The sequence below is a fragment of the Streptomyces sp. NPDC006335 genome, assembly GCF_040612795.1.
Classification (GTDB): Bacteria; Actinomycetota; Actinomycetes; order Streptomycetales; family Streptomycetaceae; genus Streptomyces.
Map to the genome: position 1 here is coordinate 841345 of NZ_JBEXQX010000001.1, position 20635 is coordinate 861979.

Here is a 20635-nt window from a genome sequence, read left to right on the forward strand (position 1 = left end):
CCCGCGCCCCTCAAAACCAAAGGACCCCTCGTTTCGACGTTCCCTCACCCTTTTCCGGGCCTTCATGCACGAGCAGGACGACCCCGAGTCCTGCTACGCGCTGCTCGCCCGCGACGCCGTGGACCAGGTCGAGGCCTACGACGGTCCCGTCGCCGGACGTACGGTCGTGGACGTCGGCGGCGGCAGCGGGTACTTCACCGAGGAGTTCCGGCGGCGCGGCGCCGACGCGTTCCTCTTCGAGCCGGACGCCCGTGAGCTGGGGGAGAAACCGCCCGACGCCACCGTGATCGCCGACGGCTACCTGCTCCCCCTGCGGGACGCGGCCGCCGACGTCACGTTCTCCTCCAACGTCCTGGAGCACGTGGCGGATCCGGAGATCTTCCTCAGCGAGCTCGTCCGGGTCACCCGACCCGGTGGGCTCATCTACGTGTCGTTCACCAACTGGCTGTCCCCGTGGGGCGGTCACGAGTGGGCGCCCTGGCACTACCTGGGTGCCGAGCGGGCCCGCGCCCGCTACCGGCGCCGTACCGGAAAGGCCGCCAAGCACACCCTCGGCGAGAACCTGTTCGCCGTGCACATCGGCCCGACCCTGCGGCAGGTGCGCGCCCGCGACGACGTCACGGTCGTCTCGGCGCGCTCCCGCTACTGGCCCTTCCTCGCGGAGACCGTCGTACGGGCTCCCGGCATCCGCGAGGTCGCCACCTGGAACCTCCTCCTCATCCTCCGGCGGTGTCCACCATGACGACGTCCACGGTCCAGGCCCCTCCACCGGCAGCCGTCCCCACCACCGCGACCATGTCGGGCCCCCCGGAGGGCCCGCGGTCGCGGAGCTGGCTGCTGGGCTTCTGGGCCGTGGTCTTCGTGCTGTTCCTGGCGGTGCACCCGGGTCGGCAGACCTTCGACACCAAGCTGGGTGTCACCACGGACCCCGGGCGGTTCCTCGCCGACCTCGGGCAGCTCTGGCACGACCAGGGCTCCTTCGGCGGCATCCAGGACCAGTACGTCGGCTATCTCTGGCCGATGCTGCCGTTCTACTGGCTCGGCCACGCCCTCCAGTTGCCGGTGTGGCTGGTGGAGCGGTTGTGGCTGTCGCTGATCGTGTCGGTCGCCTTCTGGGGTGCGCTGCGGCTGGCCGAGCGGCTGCGGATCGGCACCGGGGCGTCCCGGCTGCTCGCCGCCGTCGCGTACGCGCTGTGGCCGACCTTCACCATCGTCGTCGGCTCGACCTCCGCGGCCGCGCTGCCCGGCGCCTTCCTGCCGTGGGTGCTGCTGCCCCTGACGAACGAGCGGTACGACGCCCGGATCGCCGCCCTGCGCTCCGCGCTGATCATCCCCTTCATGGGCGGGGTGAACGCGGCCTCCACGCTGGCCTGTCTGCTCCCCGTCGGGCTGTACCTCCTGTCCCGGCCGCCCGGACCACGGCAGCGCAAGCTGATCGCCTGGTGGGTGCCGGGCGTGATCCTCGCGACGGCCTGGTGGGTGATCCCGCTGCTGCTGCTCGGCCTCTACGGCGAGAACTTCCTGCCGTACGTGGAGAGCGCGCGCACCACGACCGAGACGATGTCGGCCACGGAGGCCCTGCGCGGGGCCGGGAACTGGGTCGCCTATCTGCATCTGGGTGAGGCGTGGCTGCCGGCCGGATGGACCGTGGCCACCTCGGTGATCGTGATCCTGTGCTCGGCGTTCGCCGCCGGGCTCGGTCTGGCAGGCCTGGCGCGGCGGGACATGCCGGAGCGCCGGTGGCTGGTGCTGACCGCGCTGACGGCCGTCCTGGTGCTGCTCGCGGGGTACGGCGGCGCGTTCGGCGCCCCCTTCCACGGGGTGGTGCGGGACTGGCTGAACGGCGGTCTCGCCCCCTTCCGCAACATCTACAAGTTCCAGCCGGGGCTGGCGCTCGCCCTGGTCCTTGGCCTCGCCCATCTGGTGGGCACGGCCGCCGAGCCGCGCGGGGCGAGAGAGATCAGGGGCCGCCGGTACGCCCCGCTGGTCGCGGCCGTCCTGATCCTCCCCGGACTGATGTGGCCGTACCTCAACGGCTCCATCCTGAACCCGGGTTCCTTCCAGCAGCTGCCCAAGTACTGGCACACCACGGCCGACTGGCTGGACAAGTACTCCCCCGACTCGCGCGCCCTCGTCGTCCCCGCGACCGCGCACGGCATCTACACCTGGGGCTCCCCAATCGACCAGCCCCTCGACGTCCTCGCCGAGTCCCGTTGGGCGCAACGCGACTACGTCCCCTTCGGCACCCCCGGCAACCGGCGCATGACGGACGCGGTCGAGCAGGCGCTGATGACCGGCGGCGAGATCCCGGGACTGGCCGACTACCTCAGCCGGGCCGGGGTCTACTACGTCGTCGTCCGCAACGACCTCGACCCCGACCAGATCGGCACCGTGTCGTCCTCGGTCGTCAAGCGGGCCCTCGAACAGTCCGGCTACGAGCGGGTGACGGGCCTCGGGCCGCTCATGACGGGCGGGAGGATCGCGAACGACACCCCGCTCCAGATCGAGGGGCTGTACCCGAGGCAGCGGGCGGTGGAGATCTACCGTCCGGCGAGCGAGGACGTGCCGCGGCCCGGACAGGCCGGCCTGCTGCCGGTCGCCGACACCGCCCAGATGTCCGGCGGACCCGAGTCACTGCTGCCGCTCGCCACCGAACTGCGGGGCAGGGCCACGGTGTTGACCGGTGACAACCACCCCGGGCTCGGCACCCCGCCGCTCCAGATCGTCGGCGACGGGCTGCGGCGCGCGGACACCCGCTTCGGGCTCGTCAACGCGAACACCTCGTACACGTACACCGAGGACGAGCGCAACGCCTCCGGGGCCGCCCAGGACGCCGGTGAGAAGCCGCACCAGATCCTGCCGACGACGGGCCAGGCGCACCAGACGGTGGCGGAACTGCGCGGCGCCCGCTCGGTGACGGCGTCCTCGTACGGCAACTGGCTCTTCCACCTGCCGCAGTTCGACCCGGTCAACGCCTTCGACGGCAACCCGGACACCGCCTGGGCGGAGGGTGTCGCGGGCTCGCCGGACGGGCAGTGGCTGCGGATCGGCCTCTCGGATCCCGCGTACGACATGCCCTCGTCGTTCAAGGTCACGCCGTTGCCGCAGGAGAGCGTGCGGTCGGCGGCGACCAAGGTGCGGGTGGAGACGGAGCGGGGGTCGCGGACCAGCTTCCTGCGGGCCGACGGGTCGACGCAGAGCGTCAAGGCACCGCCCGGGGCGACGAGTTGGATGAAGCTCACCATCGTCGACTCGGTCGCGCGGCGGACCGGGCTCGCCGGGGCCGGGTTCTCCGAGATCGACCTGCCGGACGTGCAGGTGACCCGGCTGCTGCGGCTGCCGACCGACGCCGACCGCGCGGACTCCGACGCCGAGGTCGTCTCCCTGCACCGGGTCCCCGACCCGGCCGGGATCTCCCCGACCGGCACGGAGGCCGGCCTGCACCGCCGCTTCACCACGGAGGCGCAGGGAACGTACGCGGTGAAGGCGAGCGCGGTGCCGGTGAGCGGGGAGGAGCTCGACAGGCTGCTGTACGAGGTCGCCCCCGACCAGCGCAACCGCATCACCGCGACCGCCGACTCCACGGCGACCCTCGGTACCGGCCTGTCCGCCCGCAACCTCACCGACGGTGACCTCACGACGGCCTGGATCGCGGGCGACCGCCCCACGATCCACCTGAGCTGGAACGGCAAGCAGCCCATCTCCGAGGTGGTGCTGGCACCCGCGGGCGGCCTCTCCACCCGGCCCACCGAGGTCGACATCACCTCGCCCGACGGCGCGACGGTCGCCGGGGTCGACGAGAACGGCGCGGTGCGCTTCCCCGCGATCACCACCGACCGCCTCGACATCACGATCACCAAGACGGCCCCGCTGGTCCTGCACAACCCGGTCGCCGACGAGGACCTCCAGCTCCCCGTGGGCCTCACGGAGGCCTACCTCCCGGCCCTCGACCAGTACCGGACCCCGCAGCCGAAGCCCACCCGGACGTTCTCCCTGCCGTGCGGGAAGGGCCCGGTGCTGGCGGTCGACGGGAAGCTCTACCAGACGGGCGTGTCGGGCCGGATCCGCGACCTGACCGACCGCCGCCAACTGACGGTGACGCTCTGCCAGTCGGGCCGCTCGGACGCCGAGTTGTCGCTCGCCTCCGGTGAGCACGTCGTCGAGGGCGGGGACGCCGGGCCGCTCGCCCTGACCGACATCACCCTGACCCGCGGCACGATCGCCGAACCCACCGCGCTCACGAGGGAGTTGCGGATCCGGGACTGGCTGGGCGATCAGCGCGAGGTGACCGTGGGGTCGGGCGCCGCCTCGTACCTGACGACGTACGAGAACTACAACGACGGCTGGAAGGCCACGCTGAACGGCGAGTCCCTCTCCCCGCTACGACTCGACGGCTGGCAGCAGGGCTGGCGCGTCCCGGCGGGGGCGGGCGGCACCGTGAAGCTGTCGTACGAGCCCGCCACGACGTACGACGGCGCGCTGATCGGCAGCGCGGTCGCGCTGGCGGTGCTGGTGGGCCTGGTGCTGTGGCGCAGGCGCTCCCCGAACCCCGACGAGCCGCAGCCGGTGCCTCCGGCGCCGGGCGTGTGGCTCGGGGTGGTGGCGCTCACGCTGATCGGTGTGGTGATCGCCGGGTGGTTGGCGCTGCTGGTCCCGGTACTGGCCCTGCTCGCGTACCGACGGCATGACCTCCTGGTCCCGATCGCGTTCGTGGCCCTGGCCGGGGCGGGAATCGCCGCGGCGGTGGGCGCGGGCGAGCCGGTGGGCGCCGGGGACGGCGCCTTCGGACACGCGGCCCAACTGCTGGCGCTGATCGGGTTGTTCGCGGCGCTGGTGAGCGTCCGGGAGCCAAAGGCACCTCCCGGGTCCGAGGCACCCACCCAGCAACTCCCGCCGGTCCAGCCGGAAAAGGGAAGGGGCGAACCGGCATGACGCCTCCCGCACGGATCCCGTTCCCGGTCGTCGACGAGGTGTCCCGCCACTGCCTCCAGGAGGAGGAACCGGAGACGGTCCACATCGAGGTGCACCTGCCGGGCCGGCTGGATCAGGCGCGCTTGCGGAAGGCGTTCCTGGAGGCCCTGCACCGGCACCCCCGGATCCTGATGCGGGAGGCCCGGGGGAGCTGGTACCGGCGCCGCTACGAGTGGGAACTGACGGCGGAACCGGATGTGGAGGTGGTGAGCTTTCCGGAACCGGGTCCGAACGCATTACGGGACGCGAGAACGAGGGCACTGGTCGAGGCACCCCCACTGTCACTGTCCCCACCGATCCGACTGGAGGTGGTGGAGGGAGCGGGCCCAGCAGAAGGCAGCGAGGCGACAGACAGAGTCGGCCTGCACCCACCCGCCCGGGGGCGCGGGGAACTGCGCGACAAGCCCCCACTCGCCCGCACCCGAAACACGACCGTCCTCTTCCTCACCATCAACCACACAGCCCTGGACGGCCCGGCCTGCCTCCGCATCCTCGCCACAGCCGCAGAGATCTACGGCGGCAAGGACAACTCCCCCGCCCCAGCCCCCACCCGCGCACCCGAACCCCCCGCACCGCCGGAGGACACCCCCTCCAACTGGACCCGCCCAGCCCGCGTAGCACCCGGCACCCCGGAGGACTCCCCCGGCAACGGCCTCCTCGTCACCGAACTCCCCCTCCCCCACCGCCCCAAGGGCTCCCCCTACACGGTCAACGACCAGCTCATGATCACCACCGCCCTGACGATCGCCCACTGGAACAGGGAACACGGAGAAACCCCCCGCCCCCTGCGCATCACGATGCCCGTGGACGACCGCCCCAGGGACATGACCATGCCCATAGGAAACGGCACCCGACTGGTGGAAGTCCCGTTCGCCCCGAGTGAGTTGGCGCAGGCGCCGAAAGACATGCCCGACCTCCTGCGCCGCACCGCCCGACGAACCCGCGCCCTCAAATCCCTCAGCCGTCCCCAACTCGGCCACGGCGCGGGACTCCTCACCGCCCCCGTCACCCCGGTGACCTGGCGCGCGGCACTCACCAGAGGTCTCCGCAGAGCCGCCGCCCCCTGGACCTCCACCACCCTCCTCAGCAACATCGGCCGCGTCCCGTACCCGCTGGACTTCGGCGAGGAGGCCGGCCGCGCGCACGCCGTGTGGTTCTCGGCGCCCGCGAGGATGCCCCGCGGCCTCACCGTCACGACCGCCTCGACCGCGGGCCGGCTGCACCTCGCCCTGCGCTGGTCGCGGGCCCTGCTCGGGCACGGCGACGGCGCCCATCTGCGGGACCTGTTCGAGCACTATCTGCACACCACGGAGGTGGCCCCGTGAACACCACCGCGCCCCCGCGCCGCGGCGGCCTCAGGGACTTCTACGAGGATCCGGCCGTCCCGGTCGCCTCCGGCACGCCCCGCTCCCTGCGCCAGGCCCGCATGCTGGCCGCGGCGCTCGGAGCCCCGGGAGAAACCGGGCGCACCGTCCTCGACATCGGCTGCGGCGACGGCACTGCGGCCGCCACCGCCGCCCCGCTCCTCACCGGCCACCGGATCGTCGGCGTCGACTGGTCCCAGGACGCCCTCAAGCGCGCCCGCGCCAGGCTGCCGTACGCCGTCCGGGGTGAACTGACCGGCGCCGGACTGCCGTTCAGGGACGGTTCCGTCGACGCCGTGCTGTTCAGCGAGGTCGTCGAGCATCTGGTCGACCCGGACTCGGCGCTGGACGAGATCCGCCGCATCCTGCGCCCCGGAGGCCATCTCATGCTGTCCACCCCCAACCTGGCCGCCTGGTACAACCGCGGACTGCTGCTGGCCGGTGTCCAGCCGGTGTTCTCGGAGGTGAGTCTGCGGGCGATCCACGGCCGGCCGGGCCGGGAGGTCGTGGGGCATCTGCGGCTGTACACGGCGCGTGCTCTGCGGGAGTTCGTGGCGGCGGCCGGCTTCGACGTCGTACGGCTGGAGGGGGCGCCCTTCCACGGTGTGCCGCGTCCGCTGCGCGCACTGGACCGGCTGGCGTGTGCCAGACCCTCGCTCGCGTCGATCCTGCTGCTGCACGCGCGTAAGACCTAGGGGGCGTGGACCATGTGGTGGGGAGTGGCGGCGGCCCTGTTGGCGAACACCCTGTACAGCGTGGGATTCGTGCTGGAGAAACGGGCGCTCACCGCCCTGCCGGAGGTGACGATCCGGCAACCGGCGCGTCTGCTGGGGCTGGTGATCAGAAGCCCGCTGTGGATCGGCGGCTCGCTCTCCCTGGCGGCCGGGTTCGCGGCGCAGCTCGCGGTCTACCGGACCCTGCCGATCGCGGCGGCGCAGGGCATCTTCGTCTCCGGTCTGGTCCTGCTGGTGCTGCTGTCCGCGCGACTGCTGGGCGAGGAGACCACCGGGCGGGAGCGGTACGCGCTGGGTGCCATCCTCGCCGCGCTCCTCATGGTCGTGCTGTCCCTGAAGGAGGGCTCGGACCGGGTCAGCCGGGACGCCCCGTACCAGCTCATCCTGCTGGTGTGCGTGCCGTCGCTGGCGGCGGGCGTGTGGCTGTACGGATCCGCCGAGCGGCGCACGAGACACCGGCACCGCATGCCGACGACCGGCGTCGAGTACGGCGTGGCGGTGGGCCTGCTGTACGGGGTCAGCTCGCTGGCGATCAAGGGAGTGTCGAGCTATCTGACCTCAACTGGTCTCGGCAGCGCGGTGGTTGAGCTGTTGGGCTCCCCGTATCCGTATCTCCTGTTGTTCACCGGGGCGTTCGGCCTGGTGATGTCGCAGGCGGCGCTCCAGCGCTGCCGAGCGTCGCTGATCGTGCCGGTGTGCACGACGGTGACCTGTCTGTACACCGCGGTGCTCGGCACGCTCTCGTTCGGCGAGTCGCTGCCCCACGACCCGTTGCGGCTCGCGCTGCGCCTCGCCGGCACGGTGCTCGCCGTGGCCGTACTGCTGAGCATGCCCAAGCATGATCCGGCGCCCCAACCCGCCGTCGGCACCAAGGAGTTGACGCCACCATGAACCCCGACGACCCGCTGCTGCGGATCCTGGCGTGCCCGCTCGACAAGGGCCCCCTGCACCTCGTACCGCCGGACGAGGCCCTCTACAACCCCCGGCTGCACCGCCGTTACCCGATCGTCGACGGCATCCCGCAGTTGCTGCCGGACTCCGGTGAGCAGGTGACGGACGACCAGCACGAGGACCTCCTGCGCCGCTGTACCGGGGGTTCCCCCCAGACCCCCGGGACGACCCCATGACCGGGCCGACGCGCACCTGGGCGGCGAGAGTGGCGCCCCTTCTGCCCACCCGCCTCGTCGCGGCGGCCGCGCGGGCGGTGTACCCGCGTTTCGAGCCGGAGCTGGCGCGGCTGGCCGAACTGTGTCCCGCGGACTGCCGGACGGCGGTGGACGTGGGCGGCTGGTACGGGCCGTGGACGCGGCGGCTGGCGGGGCGGGCGCGGCAGGTGGTGACCGTCGAGCCGGTGCCCCATCTGGCCCGGCTGCTGACCTCGGCGGCCCCGGCGAACGTCCAGGTGGTCCAGGCCGCCGCCGCGGACCGCCCGGGCACCGCCCGGCTCTGGCTGCCGCCCGGCGACGAGGGCGACCGCGGGGTGTCCTCGCTGGTCCGGCGGGACATCCACGGCCGGGCCCTGGACGTCCGCTGCGTCACGCTGGACGAACTGGACCTGAAGGACGTCGGCTTCATCAAGATCGACGTGGACGGGAGCGAGCTGGCGGTGCTGCGCGGGGCGACGGGAATCCTCGCGCGCGACCGGCCCGCGCTCTTCGTCGAACTGGAGTCCCGGATCCAGCCGATCACGCCGGTCGTCACCTACCTCGCCCTCCTCGGCTACGCCGGCTGGGTGCTGCCCCGCTCCACCTGGGTCCCGCTGTCCGGGTTCCCCCTGGAGGCCCACCAGGAGACCGCCTCGTACGTCGTCAGCCAGGGTCTGCTCCGCCGGGTCCTGCCCTTCCTCAGCCGCCCCCGGTACATCAACTCGGTGCTCTTCCTCCCCGACGGCCGCCGCCCCGGTGTCAGTGCCGTGGGAGACGATGGGGACCATGCCCTCCGGAAAGCCCCCGGCTAGCCCCTTCACGGTCCACGACTTCCAACTGGTCCTGCTGCGCCGCATGGCCGACCACAATCCCGGCCCGGTGGAGGACGCCCGGCGTGCGCTGGGCGCGTCGATCGCGGACATGCGGGAGGCCAACAAGCGCTGGCAGGCGATGGTCCGCTCCCCGCGGGCCCGCGCCGCCGCGTCCCGGTACCGCTCGGTCCTCGGCGCCCCGGAGACCGTCCTGACCCGCACGGTGGGCGACCTGGAGTGCGAGGCCCTGCTCTGGCCCGTCCCGCTCTGGCCGGACCTCCGCTTCGAGGTCCTCCTGTCCCCCACCGGGGCGGTCTGGAACGAGTGGCTGATCCGCGCGCCGGGGACCGAAGGGCCCTCCCTGCGCACCCTCGCCGACCTCACCCCCTGGTCGTGCACGGTCGACGAGGCGGCCCGGGCCTTCCCCCCGGCCCGCCCCCTGGAGGGCACGGCCCCCACCCGCTGGGGCCTGGCGTTCACGGCCCCGGACGAGAAGGGCGTACGGCGCGAGGTGGTGGCCGAGTTCACCTGGGGCCTGTTGCAGCGGCTGACCGTGCGCTGACCGCCCCGGGGGGTACGTCAGGCCTTCCGGCGGCGCGTCCCCACCAGCGTGGCCAGGTCCTCGGCCAGGGGAAGCTCCACCGTGTCCAGGGCGGGGTGCTCCAGCCAGCGCAGGCGAGGACGGTCCACGTGACCGTCGTGCCGGGGCGGCCAGTGGGACGCCGGGGTGAAGTCGTCGACCACGATCCTGCCGCCCGGGGTGAGGAGACGGGTCGGGTCGGCCGGGGTGTCGCCGGGGGTCTTGCCGGTGCCGCCGCCGTCGAGGACGAGGAGGTCGTAAGGGCCGTAGTCCGCGATGCGGTGCCAGTCGCCGAGGAGGATCCGCACGTCGGACCGGTCGGCGAACACCTCGGCGGCGACACGGGCCCGCTCGGGGTCACGCTCGACGCTGACGAGCCGTACCCCTTCCCGCGCTCCCGAGGCCAGCCACGCCAGACCCACCCCGCAGCCCGTGCCGGTCTCCCCGACACGGCCCCGGGCCCCGCCCGCCAGGGCGTGCAGCAGACGGCCCTGTTCGGGGCGGCAGGAGTGGGGGAAGCCGTGGTCGCGGGCCGCGGCCAGGGCCCGCTCGACGAGCGGGGGGAGGTGGGGTTCCCTGTCGTACGCGTCGGTTCCGGACATCGACATGCCCGTCATCATGCGGGAGGCCGGGCCGCCGTCTCCACCACGTCGGCCACCACGCAACTGATGTTGTCCGGGCCGCCCGCGGTGTTCGCCGCCTCGACCAGGGTGTGCACGGCCGTGTCGGGGGCGGGGGCGGCGGTGAGCAGGTCGCGGATGGCCGGGTCGGGGACTACGGCGCAGAGGCCGTCGGAGCACAGCAGATAGCGGTCGCCGGGCTCCGCGTCGTGCAGTCGCAGATCCGGGGTGCCGGTCGTGAGGGCCTTGAGGAGCAGGGCCCGCTGGGGGTGGGTGACGGCCTCCTCCGCGGTCAGCCGGCCCTCGTCGACCAGTGACTGGACCACGGTGTGGTCGTGGGTGATGCGGAAGAGGGCGCCGCCGCGCAGCAGGTAGGCGCGCGAGTCGCCGATGTGGACGAGGGCGAGCCGGGAGCCGGTCCAGAGCAGGGCGGTCAGGGTGGTGCCGTTCTCGTCGGTGCCCGCGGCCACGTCCCGTACCGCCTCGCTCGCCCCGTGCACGGCGTCCTCCAGCACGTTGAGGACGTTCCCGGCCGGGAGTTCGGCGCGGTCCAGGAATCGGAGGGCCGCCACGGCCGCGCTGCTGGCGGGGGCGCCCGCCGGGCCGTAGCCGTCGGCGACCGCGAGGAGGCGGGCGCCCGCGTAGGCCGTGTCCTGGTTGGCGGGGCGCACCCGGCCGGGATCGGAGTGGGCGCAGTAGCGCAGTTCGAGCATGGTGGTGTCCTTCCTCGGTGCGGCCGTCAGCTCGTCGACGAGGAACGCGGCGAGGTCCCGCCGTACGGCCGTCTCCGCCTCGACCCCCGCCCAGTACGCGCGGATCTCGCCGGCGGCGGCAGCGGGCGGGAGTGCGCACACGGTCCGGATGCGGGCCAGCGGCATGTCCAGCCGCCGCAGCCAGGCCACCAGCCGGGCCTGTTCGAGCTGGTCCGGGGTGTAGTAGCGGTAGCCCGTGTCCGCGTCGACGCGTGCCGGACGCAGCAGCTCCAGCTCGTCGTAGAGCCGCAGCGCCTTCGGCGACAGACGGCACGCCCGGGCGAAGGCGCCGATCGTCAGCCACTCCATGGGGTCTCCTCCGTTCCTCACCTGGATGGTGGGGTTTCACCGAGGGGGAAGGTAAAGCGGTTGCCGCGGTTGCGTCCGCCGTGGTTAGCCTGCCGGTCGAGCCGTATGGGAAAGGAACCCGCCGTGCCCCGAGTCGCCCTCGTCACCTACGACCCCCGGCCCGAGCCCAGCAAGGACGCCGACCTGCCCGTGCTGGTGGCGGCGCTGCGCGCGGCCGGGGCCGACGCGCAGGCCGTCTGCTGGGACGACGGTGACGTCGACTGGGCCGGCTACGACCTGGCCGTCATCCGCTCGACCTGGGACTACAGCTGGCGGGCGGCCGAGTTCGTGGCGTGGGCGGAGCGCTGCGGCAAGCTGACGCGGCTCGCCAATCCGGCGGAGGTCGTGCGCTGGAACACCGACAAGCGGTACCTCGGGGAGCTCGCGGAGGCGGGGGTGCCGGTGGTGCCGACCCGCTATCTCGCGCCCGGCGACCCGGCCGACCTGCCCAGCGACCACGAGTACGTCGTCAAGCCCACGTCCGGGGCGGGCGCGCGCTATGCCGCTCGGTACACGCCCGAGCGGCAGGAGAGTGCCGTACGGCATCTGGAGCGCATGCACGCCGAGGGGCTGACCGCGATGGTGCAGCCGTACATGCGGGGCATCGACACGGGCGGGGAGCGGGCGTTGCAGTTCTTCGGGGGCGGGCTGCTGCACGCCAGCCGCAAGAAGGCCGTCCTCGCTCCGGACACCGCCTTCGACGCGGCCAAGGTCGCCCATCCGGACCTGGAGCCCTGGACGCCGACCCTGGCCGAACTCGCCGTCGCCGAGCGCGCCCTGGCCGCCGTACCGGGCGCCCCGGAGCTGCTGTACGCGCGCGTGGACCTCGTCGACGGGGAGGACGGGCGGCCGCGGGTGATGGAACTGGAGCTGGTCGAGCCGAACCTCTTCCTGTTCCTGCACCCGGGGTCATTGGGCCCTGTGGTGGAGGCGGTGCTGGCGGCCGCCGGGCGGTAGGCGGTCCGGGGTTCGGGTAGGACGGACAGGCGACCACAGGACAGGAGTCGAAGCGTGACCTCTCTCTTCCCGGCCCTCAGGGGCGCCCCGGCGGACCGTCCCGCCCTGCGGTTCGGCGACCGCTCCCTCACCTACGCGCGACTCGCCGCCGCGACCGGCGCCCTGGCGGCCCGTCTCGCGGGGTACGACCGGGTGGCCGTCTGGGCGACACCGGAACTGGAGACCGCGGTGGCCGTGGTGGCTGCGCTGGAGGCCGGTGTCGCGGCGGTACCGCTCAACCCGAAGTCCGGCGAGAAGGAGCTCGGGCACATCCTGAGCGACAGCGCCCCGGCCCTGCTTCTCACCACTCCCGGCGCCGAACTCCCGCCCGGCCTCGCCGACTTGGAGCGCGTCGACGTCGATGTGCACGCCACCGGCGGCCCCGCCCCCGACACGCTGGCGCGGGACGGCGACCCCGCTCTGGTCGTCTACACCTCCGGCACCACCGGTCCCCCGAAGGGCGCCGTGCTCCCCCGCCGGGCCGTCGCCGCCACGCTGGACGCCCTCGCCGACGCCTGGCAGTGGACCTCGGACGACGTCCTCGTGCACGGCCTGCCCCTCTTCCATGTGCACGGCCTGGTCCTCGGCATCCTCGGCCCGCTCCGCCGCGGCGGCTCGGTCCGTCACCTCGGCCGTTTCAGCACCGAGGGGGTGGCCCGTGAGCTGAACGACGGCGCGACCATGCTCTTCGGCGTCCCCACGATGTACCACCGCATCGCCGAAGCCCTGGCGCGGGACCCGGAGTTGGCGAAGGCGCTGGCCGGTGCCCGGCTCCTGGTCTCCGGTTCGGCGGCGCTCCCCGTGCACGACCACGAGCGCGTCACGGCCGCGACCGGCCGCCGGGTCGTCGAGCGCTACGGCATGACGGAAACGCTTATGAACACCAGCGTGCGCGCCGACGGCGCGCCGCGCGCCGGGACCGTGGGCGTACCGCTGCCGGGCGTGGAGCTGCGGCTGGTGGAGGAGGACGGCTCGCCGATCACGGCGTACGACGGCGAGACGGTGGGCGAGATCCAGGTGCGCGGCCCCAACCTGTTCACCGAGTACCTCAACCGGCCGGACGCGACGGCGGCCGCGTTCACGGCGGACGGCTGGTTCCGTACGGGGGACATGGCGGTGCGGGACCCGGACGGATACGTGCGGATCGTCGGCCGCAAGGCCACCGACCTGATCAAGAGCGGCGGTTACAAGATCGGGGCGGGCGAGATCGAGAACGCCCTGCTGGAGCACCCGGGGGTGCGGGAGGCGGCGGTGACCGGGGAGCCGGACCCGGACCTGGGCGAGCGGATCGTGGCGTGGATCGTCCCGGTCGACCATCAATCCCCGCCGTCGCTCGACGAGTTGGCGGACCACGTGGCCCGCCGCCTGGCCCCGCACAAGCGCCCCCGGGCCGTCCACCACCTCGGCGCCCTCCCCCGCAACGACATGGGGAAGATCATGAAGCGGGCGCTGCATGACTGAGCGCCTCTCCGCACGCGAGGTGGTCGCGCTGCTCGCCGACGACTTCGCCGAGATCCCGTACCCCGAACGGCGGTCGAAGCCGGACGGACCGCTCGCCTGGCAGGGCTACGACGCCTCGCGCGCCCGCGCCGCCGAACGCACCGGCGAGCAGGAGTCGGTCATCTGCGGCACCGCGTGCGTCGAGGGCACCCGGGCCGTCCTGATCGCCTTCGAGTTCGGCTTCCTCGGCGGTTCGCTGGGCGAGCGCACGGGCGACCGGCTGGAGGCGGCGTACCGGTACGCCCGCGAACACCGCCTCCCTGTCGTGCCGTTGGTGGCCACGGGCGGCAGCCGCATGCAGGAGGGCATGCTCGCCCTGTCCCAACTCCAGCGCGTGGCCCGCGAGTCGGCCCTCACGCGGGCGGCGGGCCTGCCCCAGATCGCGGTGCTGCGTGACCCCACCACGGGCGGCGGCTGGGCCACCCTGGGCGCGGGCGCCGACGTGATCCTGGCTCTCCCGGGGGCCCAGGTCGGCTTCGCGGGCTCCCGGGTCCGTCCCCCGGACGCGGACCCGGCGGCGTACACGGCGGAGGCACAGGTGGCCGCCGGCGCGGCGGACGCGGTCGTACGGCCGCGGGAGCTGCGGGAAACCCTGGGGAGGTGGCTGCGGCTGCTGGCACGCCCGTCGGGCGGACCCGGCGACGGCGCCGCGGACGGCCGTACGGCGGAGAGGGCGCCCGCCCCCGGGCGATCGGCATCCGGCGGCACCGGCCGCGCGAGCACGGACGCAGCCGGGGCAGGCGGGGCCGCGGACGGCCGTGCCGCCGACGTGGCGGTCACCCCCGAGCGACCGGCACCCGGCGGCACCGGTTCCGGAGCTCCGGACGCGTCCTGGGCCGCACTCCCCGCGCCGCCCTTCGAACCCGCCCCGGTCCCGGACCCGCTCGGCACGACCGGCCTCCCCGCCACCGGGTGGGACGCGGTCCGCCGGGCCCGTTCCCCGGAACGGCCACGCGCGGAGGCGTACCTGGACGCCTACTTCACCCACCGGGCGGCCTTGTCCGGCGACCGCTGCGGCGGCACCGATCCGGGCATGCTGTGCGGCTTCGGCGAACACGAGGGCCGCACCATCGCCTACGCCGCCCAGACCGGTACGGCGACCCGACCGGCCGGCTACCGCACCGCCACCCGCCTGATCCGCCTCGCGGACCGCCTCGGCATCCCGGTGCTCACGCTGGTGGACACCCCGGGCGCGGCCAACGACGCGGAGGCCGAACGCCAGGGCGCGGGCGCGGCCATCGCCGACCTGTTCACCACGGTCGCCTCCGCCCGCACCCCGATCACCACCCTGCTCATCGGCGAGGGCGGCTCCGGCGGCGCCCTGGCCCTGGCGGCGCCCGGGAGGACGTACGCCACGCCGGACAGCTACTTCTCGGTGATCGCGCCGGAACTCGCGGCGGCGATCCTGAAGCGCGCGCCGGAGGAGGTCGAGGCGACGGCGGACCAGTTGCGGATCCGGCCGCAGGACCTGGTGGACCTCGGGGTGGTCGCACCTCCCACGGGGAGCTCGTTCACGCCGTAGGGCACAAAACCCCCCATTCAGCGGCGCCCCACCCGGCCCCCCAGGAAAGGCGCCCCCTCCCCCGCCCCCGCACGATGCCACTAAGCCCCGCCACCCGGCGCGGCCCCACGGTCTGTGCTCTCGGGAGGACCTGCCATGACCGCCAGTCTGGAGCAGCTGCGCCGCTGCCACTTCGCCGTCGACCTGGGCGCGGCGCGGACGCGGGTCTACGTGAAGGGGGCCGGGCTCGTCGTCGACCAGCCGTCGGCCGCCGCCGTGAACACCCGCACCGGCGCGCTGATCGCGGTCGGGGAGTTCGCCGAGAAGATGACGGGCCGCACCCCCGACTACATCCGTGTCGTACGGCCGGTCTCCGGCGGCACCGTCGTCGACATCGAGATGGCCCAGCGCATGCTGCGCCACCTGCTCGGCGACAGGATCCGCCGCAATCTGCGCCGCAAGCCCCGGCTGCGGGCCGCCGCCTGCACCCCGCACGACGCCGACCCGCTGGCCCGGCGGGCGGCGATCGAGACCCTCGTGGGGCTCGGGGCGCGGCGGGTGGAGCTCGTGGACACCCTGATCGCCGCCGCCGTGGGCTGCGGACTGCCCGTCGAGCGGGCCGAGGCCACCATGATCATGGTGTGCGGGGCCGCCGCCACCCAGGTCGCCGTGCTCTCCCTCGGGTCGATCGTGACCGCCGAGCGCATCCCGGTCGGCGGTGAGGCCGTCGACCACGCGATCGTGCAGCACCTGCGTCACGAGCACGAGCTGATGCTGCCCAGCCAGTCCGTGCGACCGCTCCAGCTCGCCCTCTCGGGCAACGGCCTCACCCCGCAGGGCCCGGCCTCCACCGAGATCCACGGCCGGGACGTCGCCACCGGCCTCGCCCGTTCCGTGCGGGTCGACACCGCCGCCGTACGGGACGCGATCGAGACCCCGCTGACCGCCGTGCTCGACGGCATCGGCCGGGTGCTGCGCAACTGCCCGCCCGACCTGGTGGCCGACCTCGCCGACCGCGGGATCATGATGGTCGGCGGTTCGGCCCTGCTCCCCGGGCTCGACCAGATGCTGCGGCAGGCCACCGGGATGCCGGTGCACATCGCCGAGCGGCCCGACGTCTGCGCCGTACAGGGACTGGGGTACATGCTGGAGGGCCGCATCGAACCGCTGTCCCTCGACCCGCTGGCCCCCTGAGGCGCGAGGAGTTCCCGACCCCCTCCACCTCCCCTCCGCCGCCGCGGCAAGGACGCCTGTGCGGAAGAGGACGCCTCCGCCGAAGAGGACGAACGGCTTCCGCGCGTCCTCGCCGCCCGGCCCGGCACCGCGACCGGCAACGCCCGGCCCGGTGGACGCGACAGCGCGAGGGCCGGGACGGCGTGCGGCCGGCCGTGCGCGACGGCGGCGGATCCGACACGGCCGCTGCCCGGCCGCCACCCGGCGGTCGCCCCGCCGCGACCCCCGTCAGGCCATCTCGGGCACCCGTGCCGTGCCCTCGGGGTGGAACCGCTCCAGCCGCCGCGGTGGCACGATGCTCGGCAGCAGCATCTCCCACATGAGGGTGGTCTCCTCGGTCAGGTCGGCCCGGCCGCTGAGGACCTGGGAGCTGAGCTGGAGTCCGGTCCAGGAGCCGACGATCAGCCGGGCCACCCGTCCGGGGTCGAGGTCCGCCTTGACGTCCCCGCGCTGCTGGGCCTGGACGAGGCACTCCCGGAAGAGCTCGATCCACCGGGTGTAGGGCTCGCTGACGAGGCCCGCCTTGGAGCTCTGGTCGATGACCAGCCGGATGCCGGCCCGCACCCGGACGTCGGCCACCAGCCGCCGGGCCATGGAGTGCACGAGGTCGATGACGGTCTGCACCCCGGGTCTGCCCGTGTCCGTGACCGACTCCAGGGCGGAGAACTGCTCGTCGACGAGGGCCTGGGCGAGTTCCTCCTTCGAGCCGAAGTGGAAGTACAGCGCTCCCTTCGTCACCCCGGCCTCCTTGACGATGTCCCCCAGCGACGTCCCGTGGTACCCCTCGGCGTCGAAGGCGCGGGCCGCCCCGTCGAGGATGGCCGACCGGGTGACCTCCGCGCGTTCCTGCCTGACCATGCGTCCAACCCCTGCCTGTGTCACATCTGGCTCTCGGGAGCAGTCTGCCTTCCCGGTCAACAAAAAAACCAACCGACTGGTACTTTTCTCATCGACCGGGACAACGCCCCGGCGGACGAGGGGAGTTCACATGGCGGACAGGATCCGGGTGGGAGTCGTCGGCGCGCACGCCGAGCGGGGATGGGGTCGCAACATCCATCTCCCGGCACTGAAAGCGCTAAACGACTTTGAGGTCACAGCAGTCGCCGGCACCACCTCGGCGTCGGCGCGGGCGGCCGCCGAGGTGTGGGGCGCCCGGACGTCGTACGACGACGCCCGGGCCCTGATGGCCGACCCGGACGTCGACCTGGTCACCCTCGCGGTCCAACTCCCCTCCCGGGACGGGCTGGTGGAGGCGGCGATCGCTGCGGGCCGGCATGTGTACAGCGAGTGGCCGCTGGCAGCCGACGCGGTGACCGCCGAGCGCTTCGCCACGGCGGCGCGGACGGCGGGCGTACGGCACGCGGTGGGGTTGCAGAGCCGGCACCATCCCGAAGTGCGGCTGCTGCGGGAGGCACTGGCGCAGGGCCTGATCGGCGAGGTGCTCTCGGCATCCCTGCTGTACTCGCTCGCGACCCCCGAGGTGTGGTCGACGCGGTACGCGGCGCTGTTCGACGCGACGAAGGGCGTCAACCATCTCGCCGTGGTCGGCGGGCACTCGCTGGACATGTTCCAGTACGCCGTGGGGGACTTCACCGAGATCTCGGCGACCCTGGCGACCCGGATCGACCGCGTCACCATGGAGGAGACCGGCGAGACGGTCGAGGTGACCTCGCCGGACCAGATCGTGTTGGGCGGTCTGCTGGAGTCGGGCGCGGCGGCCTCGGCGCACTTCATGACGGGCGGCCCGCGCGGCGACGGCTTCCGGATCGAGGTGCACGGGCGCGCCGGCCGGCTGGTCCTGGTGTCGTCCGACGACTCCCTGGTGGGCCCCCGCTTCACCCTGACCCACGCGCCGGACGACGGCTCCCCCGCCCGGCGGCTGACCGTCCCCGACGCCCACCGCCCGCTGCTCGGCACCCCGTCCCCGGTCAGCAATGTCGCCCAGGTGTACACGGACCTGGCCCGCGCGATCCGCACGGGCGGCGACTTCGGTCCGGACTTCACGACCGCCGTAGGGGTGCACCGGCTGCTGGACGCGGTCAAGTCGTCGGCGCACGGCGGCAGTAGGGTGCGGCTGCGCTGACCGCACGTCGTGCGAGGGTACCGGCGTGAGCGGGTGCGCCCCTGTGTGCTCCCCGCCGAGGGCGCTACGGTGGAGTATCCGACGGCTGTGGGAGGCTCTCTCGTGACGAGCGGAACCGCGACGACCCGACAGGCCGGAACCTCTTCCACCGTGACGCCATCGGCTCTCACCTCCGTCACCCGGATCGGTGTGACCGGGCACCGCCGCATCCCGGGCCGGGTCCTGCCACTCGTGCGGGCGGAGATGCGCAGACACCTCGGCGGCGCCCTGGAGGCCCTCAGCTGTCTCGCGGCCGGCGCCGACCAGTTGTTCGCGGACATCGCCCTGGACAGCGGCGTCCCGGTGACGGCGGTGATCCCGGGCATGGACTACGAGGCCCACCTCGACGACGACGCGGCCCGCGCCGGGTACCGCAGGATCCTCGGCGCCTGCGCGAACCGGGTGGAGCTGCCGCCCGAGCCGACGCACGAGGAGGCGTACTTCGCCGCGGGCCGCTGGATCGTCGACCACTGCGACCGTCTGATCGCCGTGTGGGACGGCCGACCGGCCCGGGGCCTGGGAGGCACCGGCGACGTGGTGGCCTACGCGCGCAGGACCGAGGTCCCGGTGACCGTGCTGTGGGAGCCGGACGTGCGCCGCGAGACCTGACGTACGAGCGCCGGCCGCCCGTCAGCCACCGAACCTGCCCAGCCAGTCCGAGTGCTGCGGCGACACCAGCCGCTCCGCCTCCGCCACCGCGAGGGCCCACCGGTCCTCGGTCACCGTCGTGCTCATCTCCACCCGCAGGGTCTCCAGATCCTGCTCCACGAGCGAGTGCGCGTAGGTCAACGGCCGGTGCCTGCGCACCTCCTGCCAGGCCACCCCGGCCGCCGCGGACGCGCTGAACACCCCGGTCAGGTCCCAGCCGCCGAGCATCCCGGCCGCCCGGAGCACGGCGGCCAACAGGGCCAGCAGGGTCAGTACGGCGGTCACCGACGACCACCGCACGGAGGCGCGGTGGGCCTGCGCGGCACGCCGCCGGTACCAGGCGTGCTGCTCCATGAGCCGCTCGCGCAGATAGACGTCCCGCCGCACCGGGAAGGCCTTCGCCCGCACCTGCCGCATCACCGGGGTGATCTGGCCCTCGCCGCGCGTGTGGGCGCCGTTCCTGGAGTCCTCCCAGCCCACCTTGCGCATCTCCCTGAGCCGTTCCTCGACCCGCTCCGCGAACAGCGCGTCGGCGTTGGCCACTTGGGAGTGGAAGACGCCCCCGTGCACCATGTACTGCCACGCCAGGGACTTCAGCATCTCGGCGACGGCACGATGGGCCTGCCAGCGCGCGCGGGCCCGGCGGCGGGTGGTGCGCAGACCGATGGCGATGGTCAGAGCGTACAGCAGCGCGGCCAGGAACGCCGGGACGTGGCTGTCCAGCCGTTCGGCCAGCATGGCCGAGGTGGTGGCCGCCAGCAGGACGATCAACTGGGCACGGACGGCACGGAACGATTCACTCTGATGGGTGATCGCGAGTTGATCGTTAACGCGGAAGAGCGGGGGGAGGTCGTCGTCGTTCCACGTGACTCCCGGCCCCGGAATACCGACCCTCATGGCCCACCCCCGACAACAGGCTCCCCCGGACATCCGAGTATGGGCGCGTACGCGCCCCCTAGCCATGCTCCGGAGCCCTTCGGCTGGGGTATCGTCCGCCTAAAACCGGGTTGTCTCTGTCTCATGGTTCGAATTCCGACACCGGGCCTCAGGTCTTCTTGGGCCGGGGACACGCCGGTCCCCCCTGGAAGGAGACATCAGACAGATGAAGGCACAGACGGTCACGGAACGCGCTACGGCCGCCGGTTCCGCCCCCCACGGCAGGCACACCCCGCTGGGTGCGATCGGCTCCACCGCCACGACGAAGGCCGCTGACCGGGTCACGGGCGGCCAGGGAAGGTTCAACTCCGCGCTGTAGGGCGGACAGTCCGGCCACGACCGCGCACGCCGTCCACCACGGCGCGCGCGGTCG

Annotated in this window: 19 protein-coding genes; 15 read left to right on the forward strand and 4 right to left on the reverse strand. The window is 73.4% G+C overall.

The window, feature by feature from the left end; all coding sequences use genetic code 11:
- Positions 1-64: 64 nt before the first annotated feature.
- The 8 genes from ABZ098_RS03840 to ABZ098_RS03875 are packed head-to-tail and all read left to right on the forward strand — an operon-like array spanning position 65 to position 9588.
- The gene (locus ABZ098_RS03840) at positions 65-742 is read left to right on the forward strand and encodes a class I SAM-dependent methyltransferase (RefSeq protein WP_356586883.1); all 678 of its coding nucleotides are present in this window, start codon (positions 65-67) and stop codon (positions 740-742) included.
- Positions 739-4932, forward strand: a complete 4194-nt coding sequence (locus ABZ098_RS03845; protein WP_356586885.1) for an alpha-(1->3)-arabinofuranosyltransferase family protein — start codon at positions 739-741, stop codon at positions 4930-4932. Before ABZ098_RS03840 ends, ABZ098_RS03845 begins: the two co-directional genes overlap by 4 nt.
- Positions 4929-6296: a condensation protein gene (locus tag ABZ098_RS03850; RefSeq protein ID WP_356586887.1), complete on the forward strand. Its 1368-nt coding sequence runs from the start codon at positions 4929-4931 to the stop codon at positions 6294-6296. The genes ABZ098_RS03845 and ABZ098_RS03850 overlap by 4 nt, the downstream gene beginning before the upstream one ends.
- Positions 6293-7030 (forward strand): class I SAM-dependent methyltransferase, encoded by a 738-nt coding sequence (locus ABZ098_RS03855; protein ID WP_356586889.1) that lies wholly within the window; start codon positions 6293-6295, stop codon positions 7028-7030. The genes ABZ098_RS03850 and ABZ098_RS03855 overlap by 4 nt, the downstream gene beginning before the upstream one ends.
- Before the next feature lie 24 nt (positions 7031-7054).
- Positions 7055-7960, forward strand: coding sequence for a hypothetical protein (locus ABZ098_RS03860; RefSeq protein WP_356587619.1), 906 nt, complete (start codon positions 7055-7057; stop codon positions 7958-7960).
- Positions 7957-8196, forward strand: coding sequence for a Trm112 family protein (locus ABZ098_RS03865; RefSeq protein WP_356586891.1), 240 nt, complete (start codon positions 7957-7959; stop codon positions 8194-8196). Before ABZ098_RS03860 ends, ABZ098_RS03865 begins: the two co-directional genes overlap by 4 nt.
- Positions 8193-9026, forward strand: coding sequence for an FkbM family methyltransferase (locus ABZ098_RS03870; protein ID WP_356586892.1), 834 nt, complete (start codon positions 8193-8195; stop codon positions 9024-9026). The genes ABZ098_RS03865 and ABZ098_RS03870 overlap by 4 nt, the downstream gene beginning before the upstream one ends.
- Complete coding sequence (locus ABZ098_RS03875) at positions 9001-9588, forward strand: hypothetical protein (RefSeq protein ID WP_356586894.1); 588 nt, start codon at positions 9001-9003, stop codon at positions 9586-9588. Before ABZ098_RS03870 ends, ABZ098_RS03875 begins: the two co-directional genes overlap by 26 nt.
- A 17-nt stretch (positions 9589-9605) precedes the next feature.
- Here the strand turns inward: ABZ098_RS03875 and ABZ098_RS03880 are convergent, their stop codons facing one another.
- Both ABZ098_RS03880 and ABZ098_RS03885 read right to left on the reverse strand, forming a co-directional pair.
- The gene (locus ABZ098_RS03880) at positions 9606-10214 is read right to left on the reverse strand and encodes a class I SAM-dependent methyltransferase (RefSeq protein WP_356586896.1); all 609 of its coding nucleotides are present in this window, start codon (positions 10212-10214) and stop codon (positions 9606-9608) included.
- Between the two features lie 8 nt (positions 10215-10222).
- Positions 10223-11287 carry a MerR family transcriptional regulator gene (locus tag ABZ098_RS03885; protein ID WP_356586898.1) on the reverse strand — a complete coding sequence of 355 codons (1065 nt, stop codon included), beginning with the start codon at positions 11285-11287 and terminating at the stop codon, positions 10223-10225.
- 123 nt (positions 11288-11410) lie between these two features.
- Here ABZ098_RS03885 and ABZ098_RS03890 point away from each other — a divergent pair, with 123 nt between their 5' ends.
- The 4 genes from ABZ098_RS03890 to ABZ098_RS03905 all read left to right on the forward strand — a co-directional run bounded on the left by ABZ098_RS03890 (position 11411) and on the right by ABZ098_RS03905 (position 16517).
- Positions 11411-12283, forward strand: coding sequence for a hypothetical protein (locus tag ABZ098_RS03890; protein ID WP_356586900.1), 873 nt, complete (start codon positions 11411-11413; stop codon positions 12281-12283).
- Between the two features lie 54 nt (positions 12284-12337).
- Positions 12338-13783, forward strand: coding sequence for an acyl-CoA synthetase (locus ABZ098_RS03895; RefSeq protein ID WP_356586901.1), 1446 nt, complete (start codon positions 12338-12340; stop codon positions 13781-13783).
- On the forward strand, positions 13776-15344 hold the full coding sequence (locus tag ABZ098_RS03900) for a carboxyl transferase domain-containing protein (RefSeq protein WP_356586903.1): 1569 nt from the start codon (positions 13776-13778) through the stop codon (positions 15342-15344). Before ABZ098_RS03895 ends, ABZ098_RS03900 begins: the two co-directional genes overlap by 8 nt.
- 135 nt (positions 15345-15479) lie before the next feature.
- Positions 15480-16517, forward strand: coding sequence for a rod shape-determining protein (locus tag ABZ098_RS03905; protein ID WP_356586905.1), 1038 nt, complete (start codon positions 15480-15482; stop codon positions 16515-16517).
- A gap of 267 nt (positions 16518-16784) precedes the next feature.
- Here the strand turns inward: ABZ098_RS03905 and ABZ098_RS03910 are convergent, their stop codons facing one another.
- A complete protein-coding gene (locus ABZ098_RS03910; protein ID WP_356586906.1) occupies positions 16785-17414 on the reverse strand; it encodes a ScbR family autoregulator-binding transcription factor in 630 nt (209 codons plus the stop codon).
- Positions 17415-17544: 130 nt separating this feature from the next.
- On the opposite strand from ABZ098_RS03910, the gene ABZ098_RS03915 reads away from it, so the two are divergent.
- Both ABZ098_RS03915 and ABZ098_RS03920 read left to right on the forward strand, forming a co-directional pair.
- Positions 17545-18639, forward strand: coding sequence for a Gfo/Idh/MocA family oxidoreductase (locus ABZ098_RS03915; protein ID WP_356586908.1), 1095 nt, complete (start codon positions 17545-17547; stop codon positions 18637-18639).
- A 150-nt stretch (positions 18640-18789) separates the two neighbouring features.
- Entirely contained in the window at positions 18790-19287 is a 498-nt protein-coding gene (locus ABZ098_RS03920) for a hypothetical protein (RefSeq protein WP_356586910.1), read from the forward strand.
- Between the two features lie 21 nt (positions 19288-19308).
- On the opposite strand, the gene ABZ098_RS03925 is transcribed toward ABZ098_RS03920, so the two are convergent.
- On the reverse strand, positions 19309-20223 hold the full coding sequence (locus ABZ098_RS03925) for a DUF4231 domain-containing protein (protein WP_356586912.1): 915 nt from the start codon (positions 20221-20223) through the stop codon (positions 19309-19311).
- A gap of 205 nt (positions 20224-20428) precedes the next feature.
- Between ABZ098_RS03925 and ABZ098_RS03930 the strand changes: the two genes are divergently transcribed.
- Entirely contained in the window at positions 20429-20581 is a 153-nt protein-coding gene (locus tag ABZ098_RS03930) for a hypothetical protein (protein ID WP_356586914.1), read from the forward strand.
- Positions 20582-20635 lie beyond the last annotated feature (54 nt).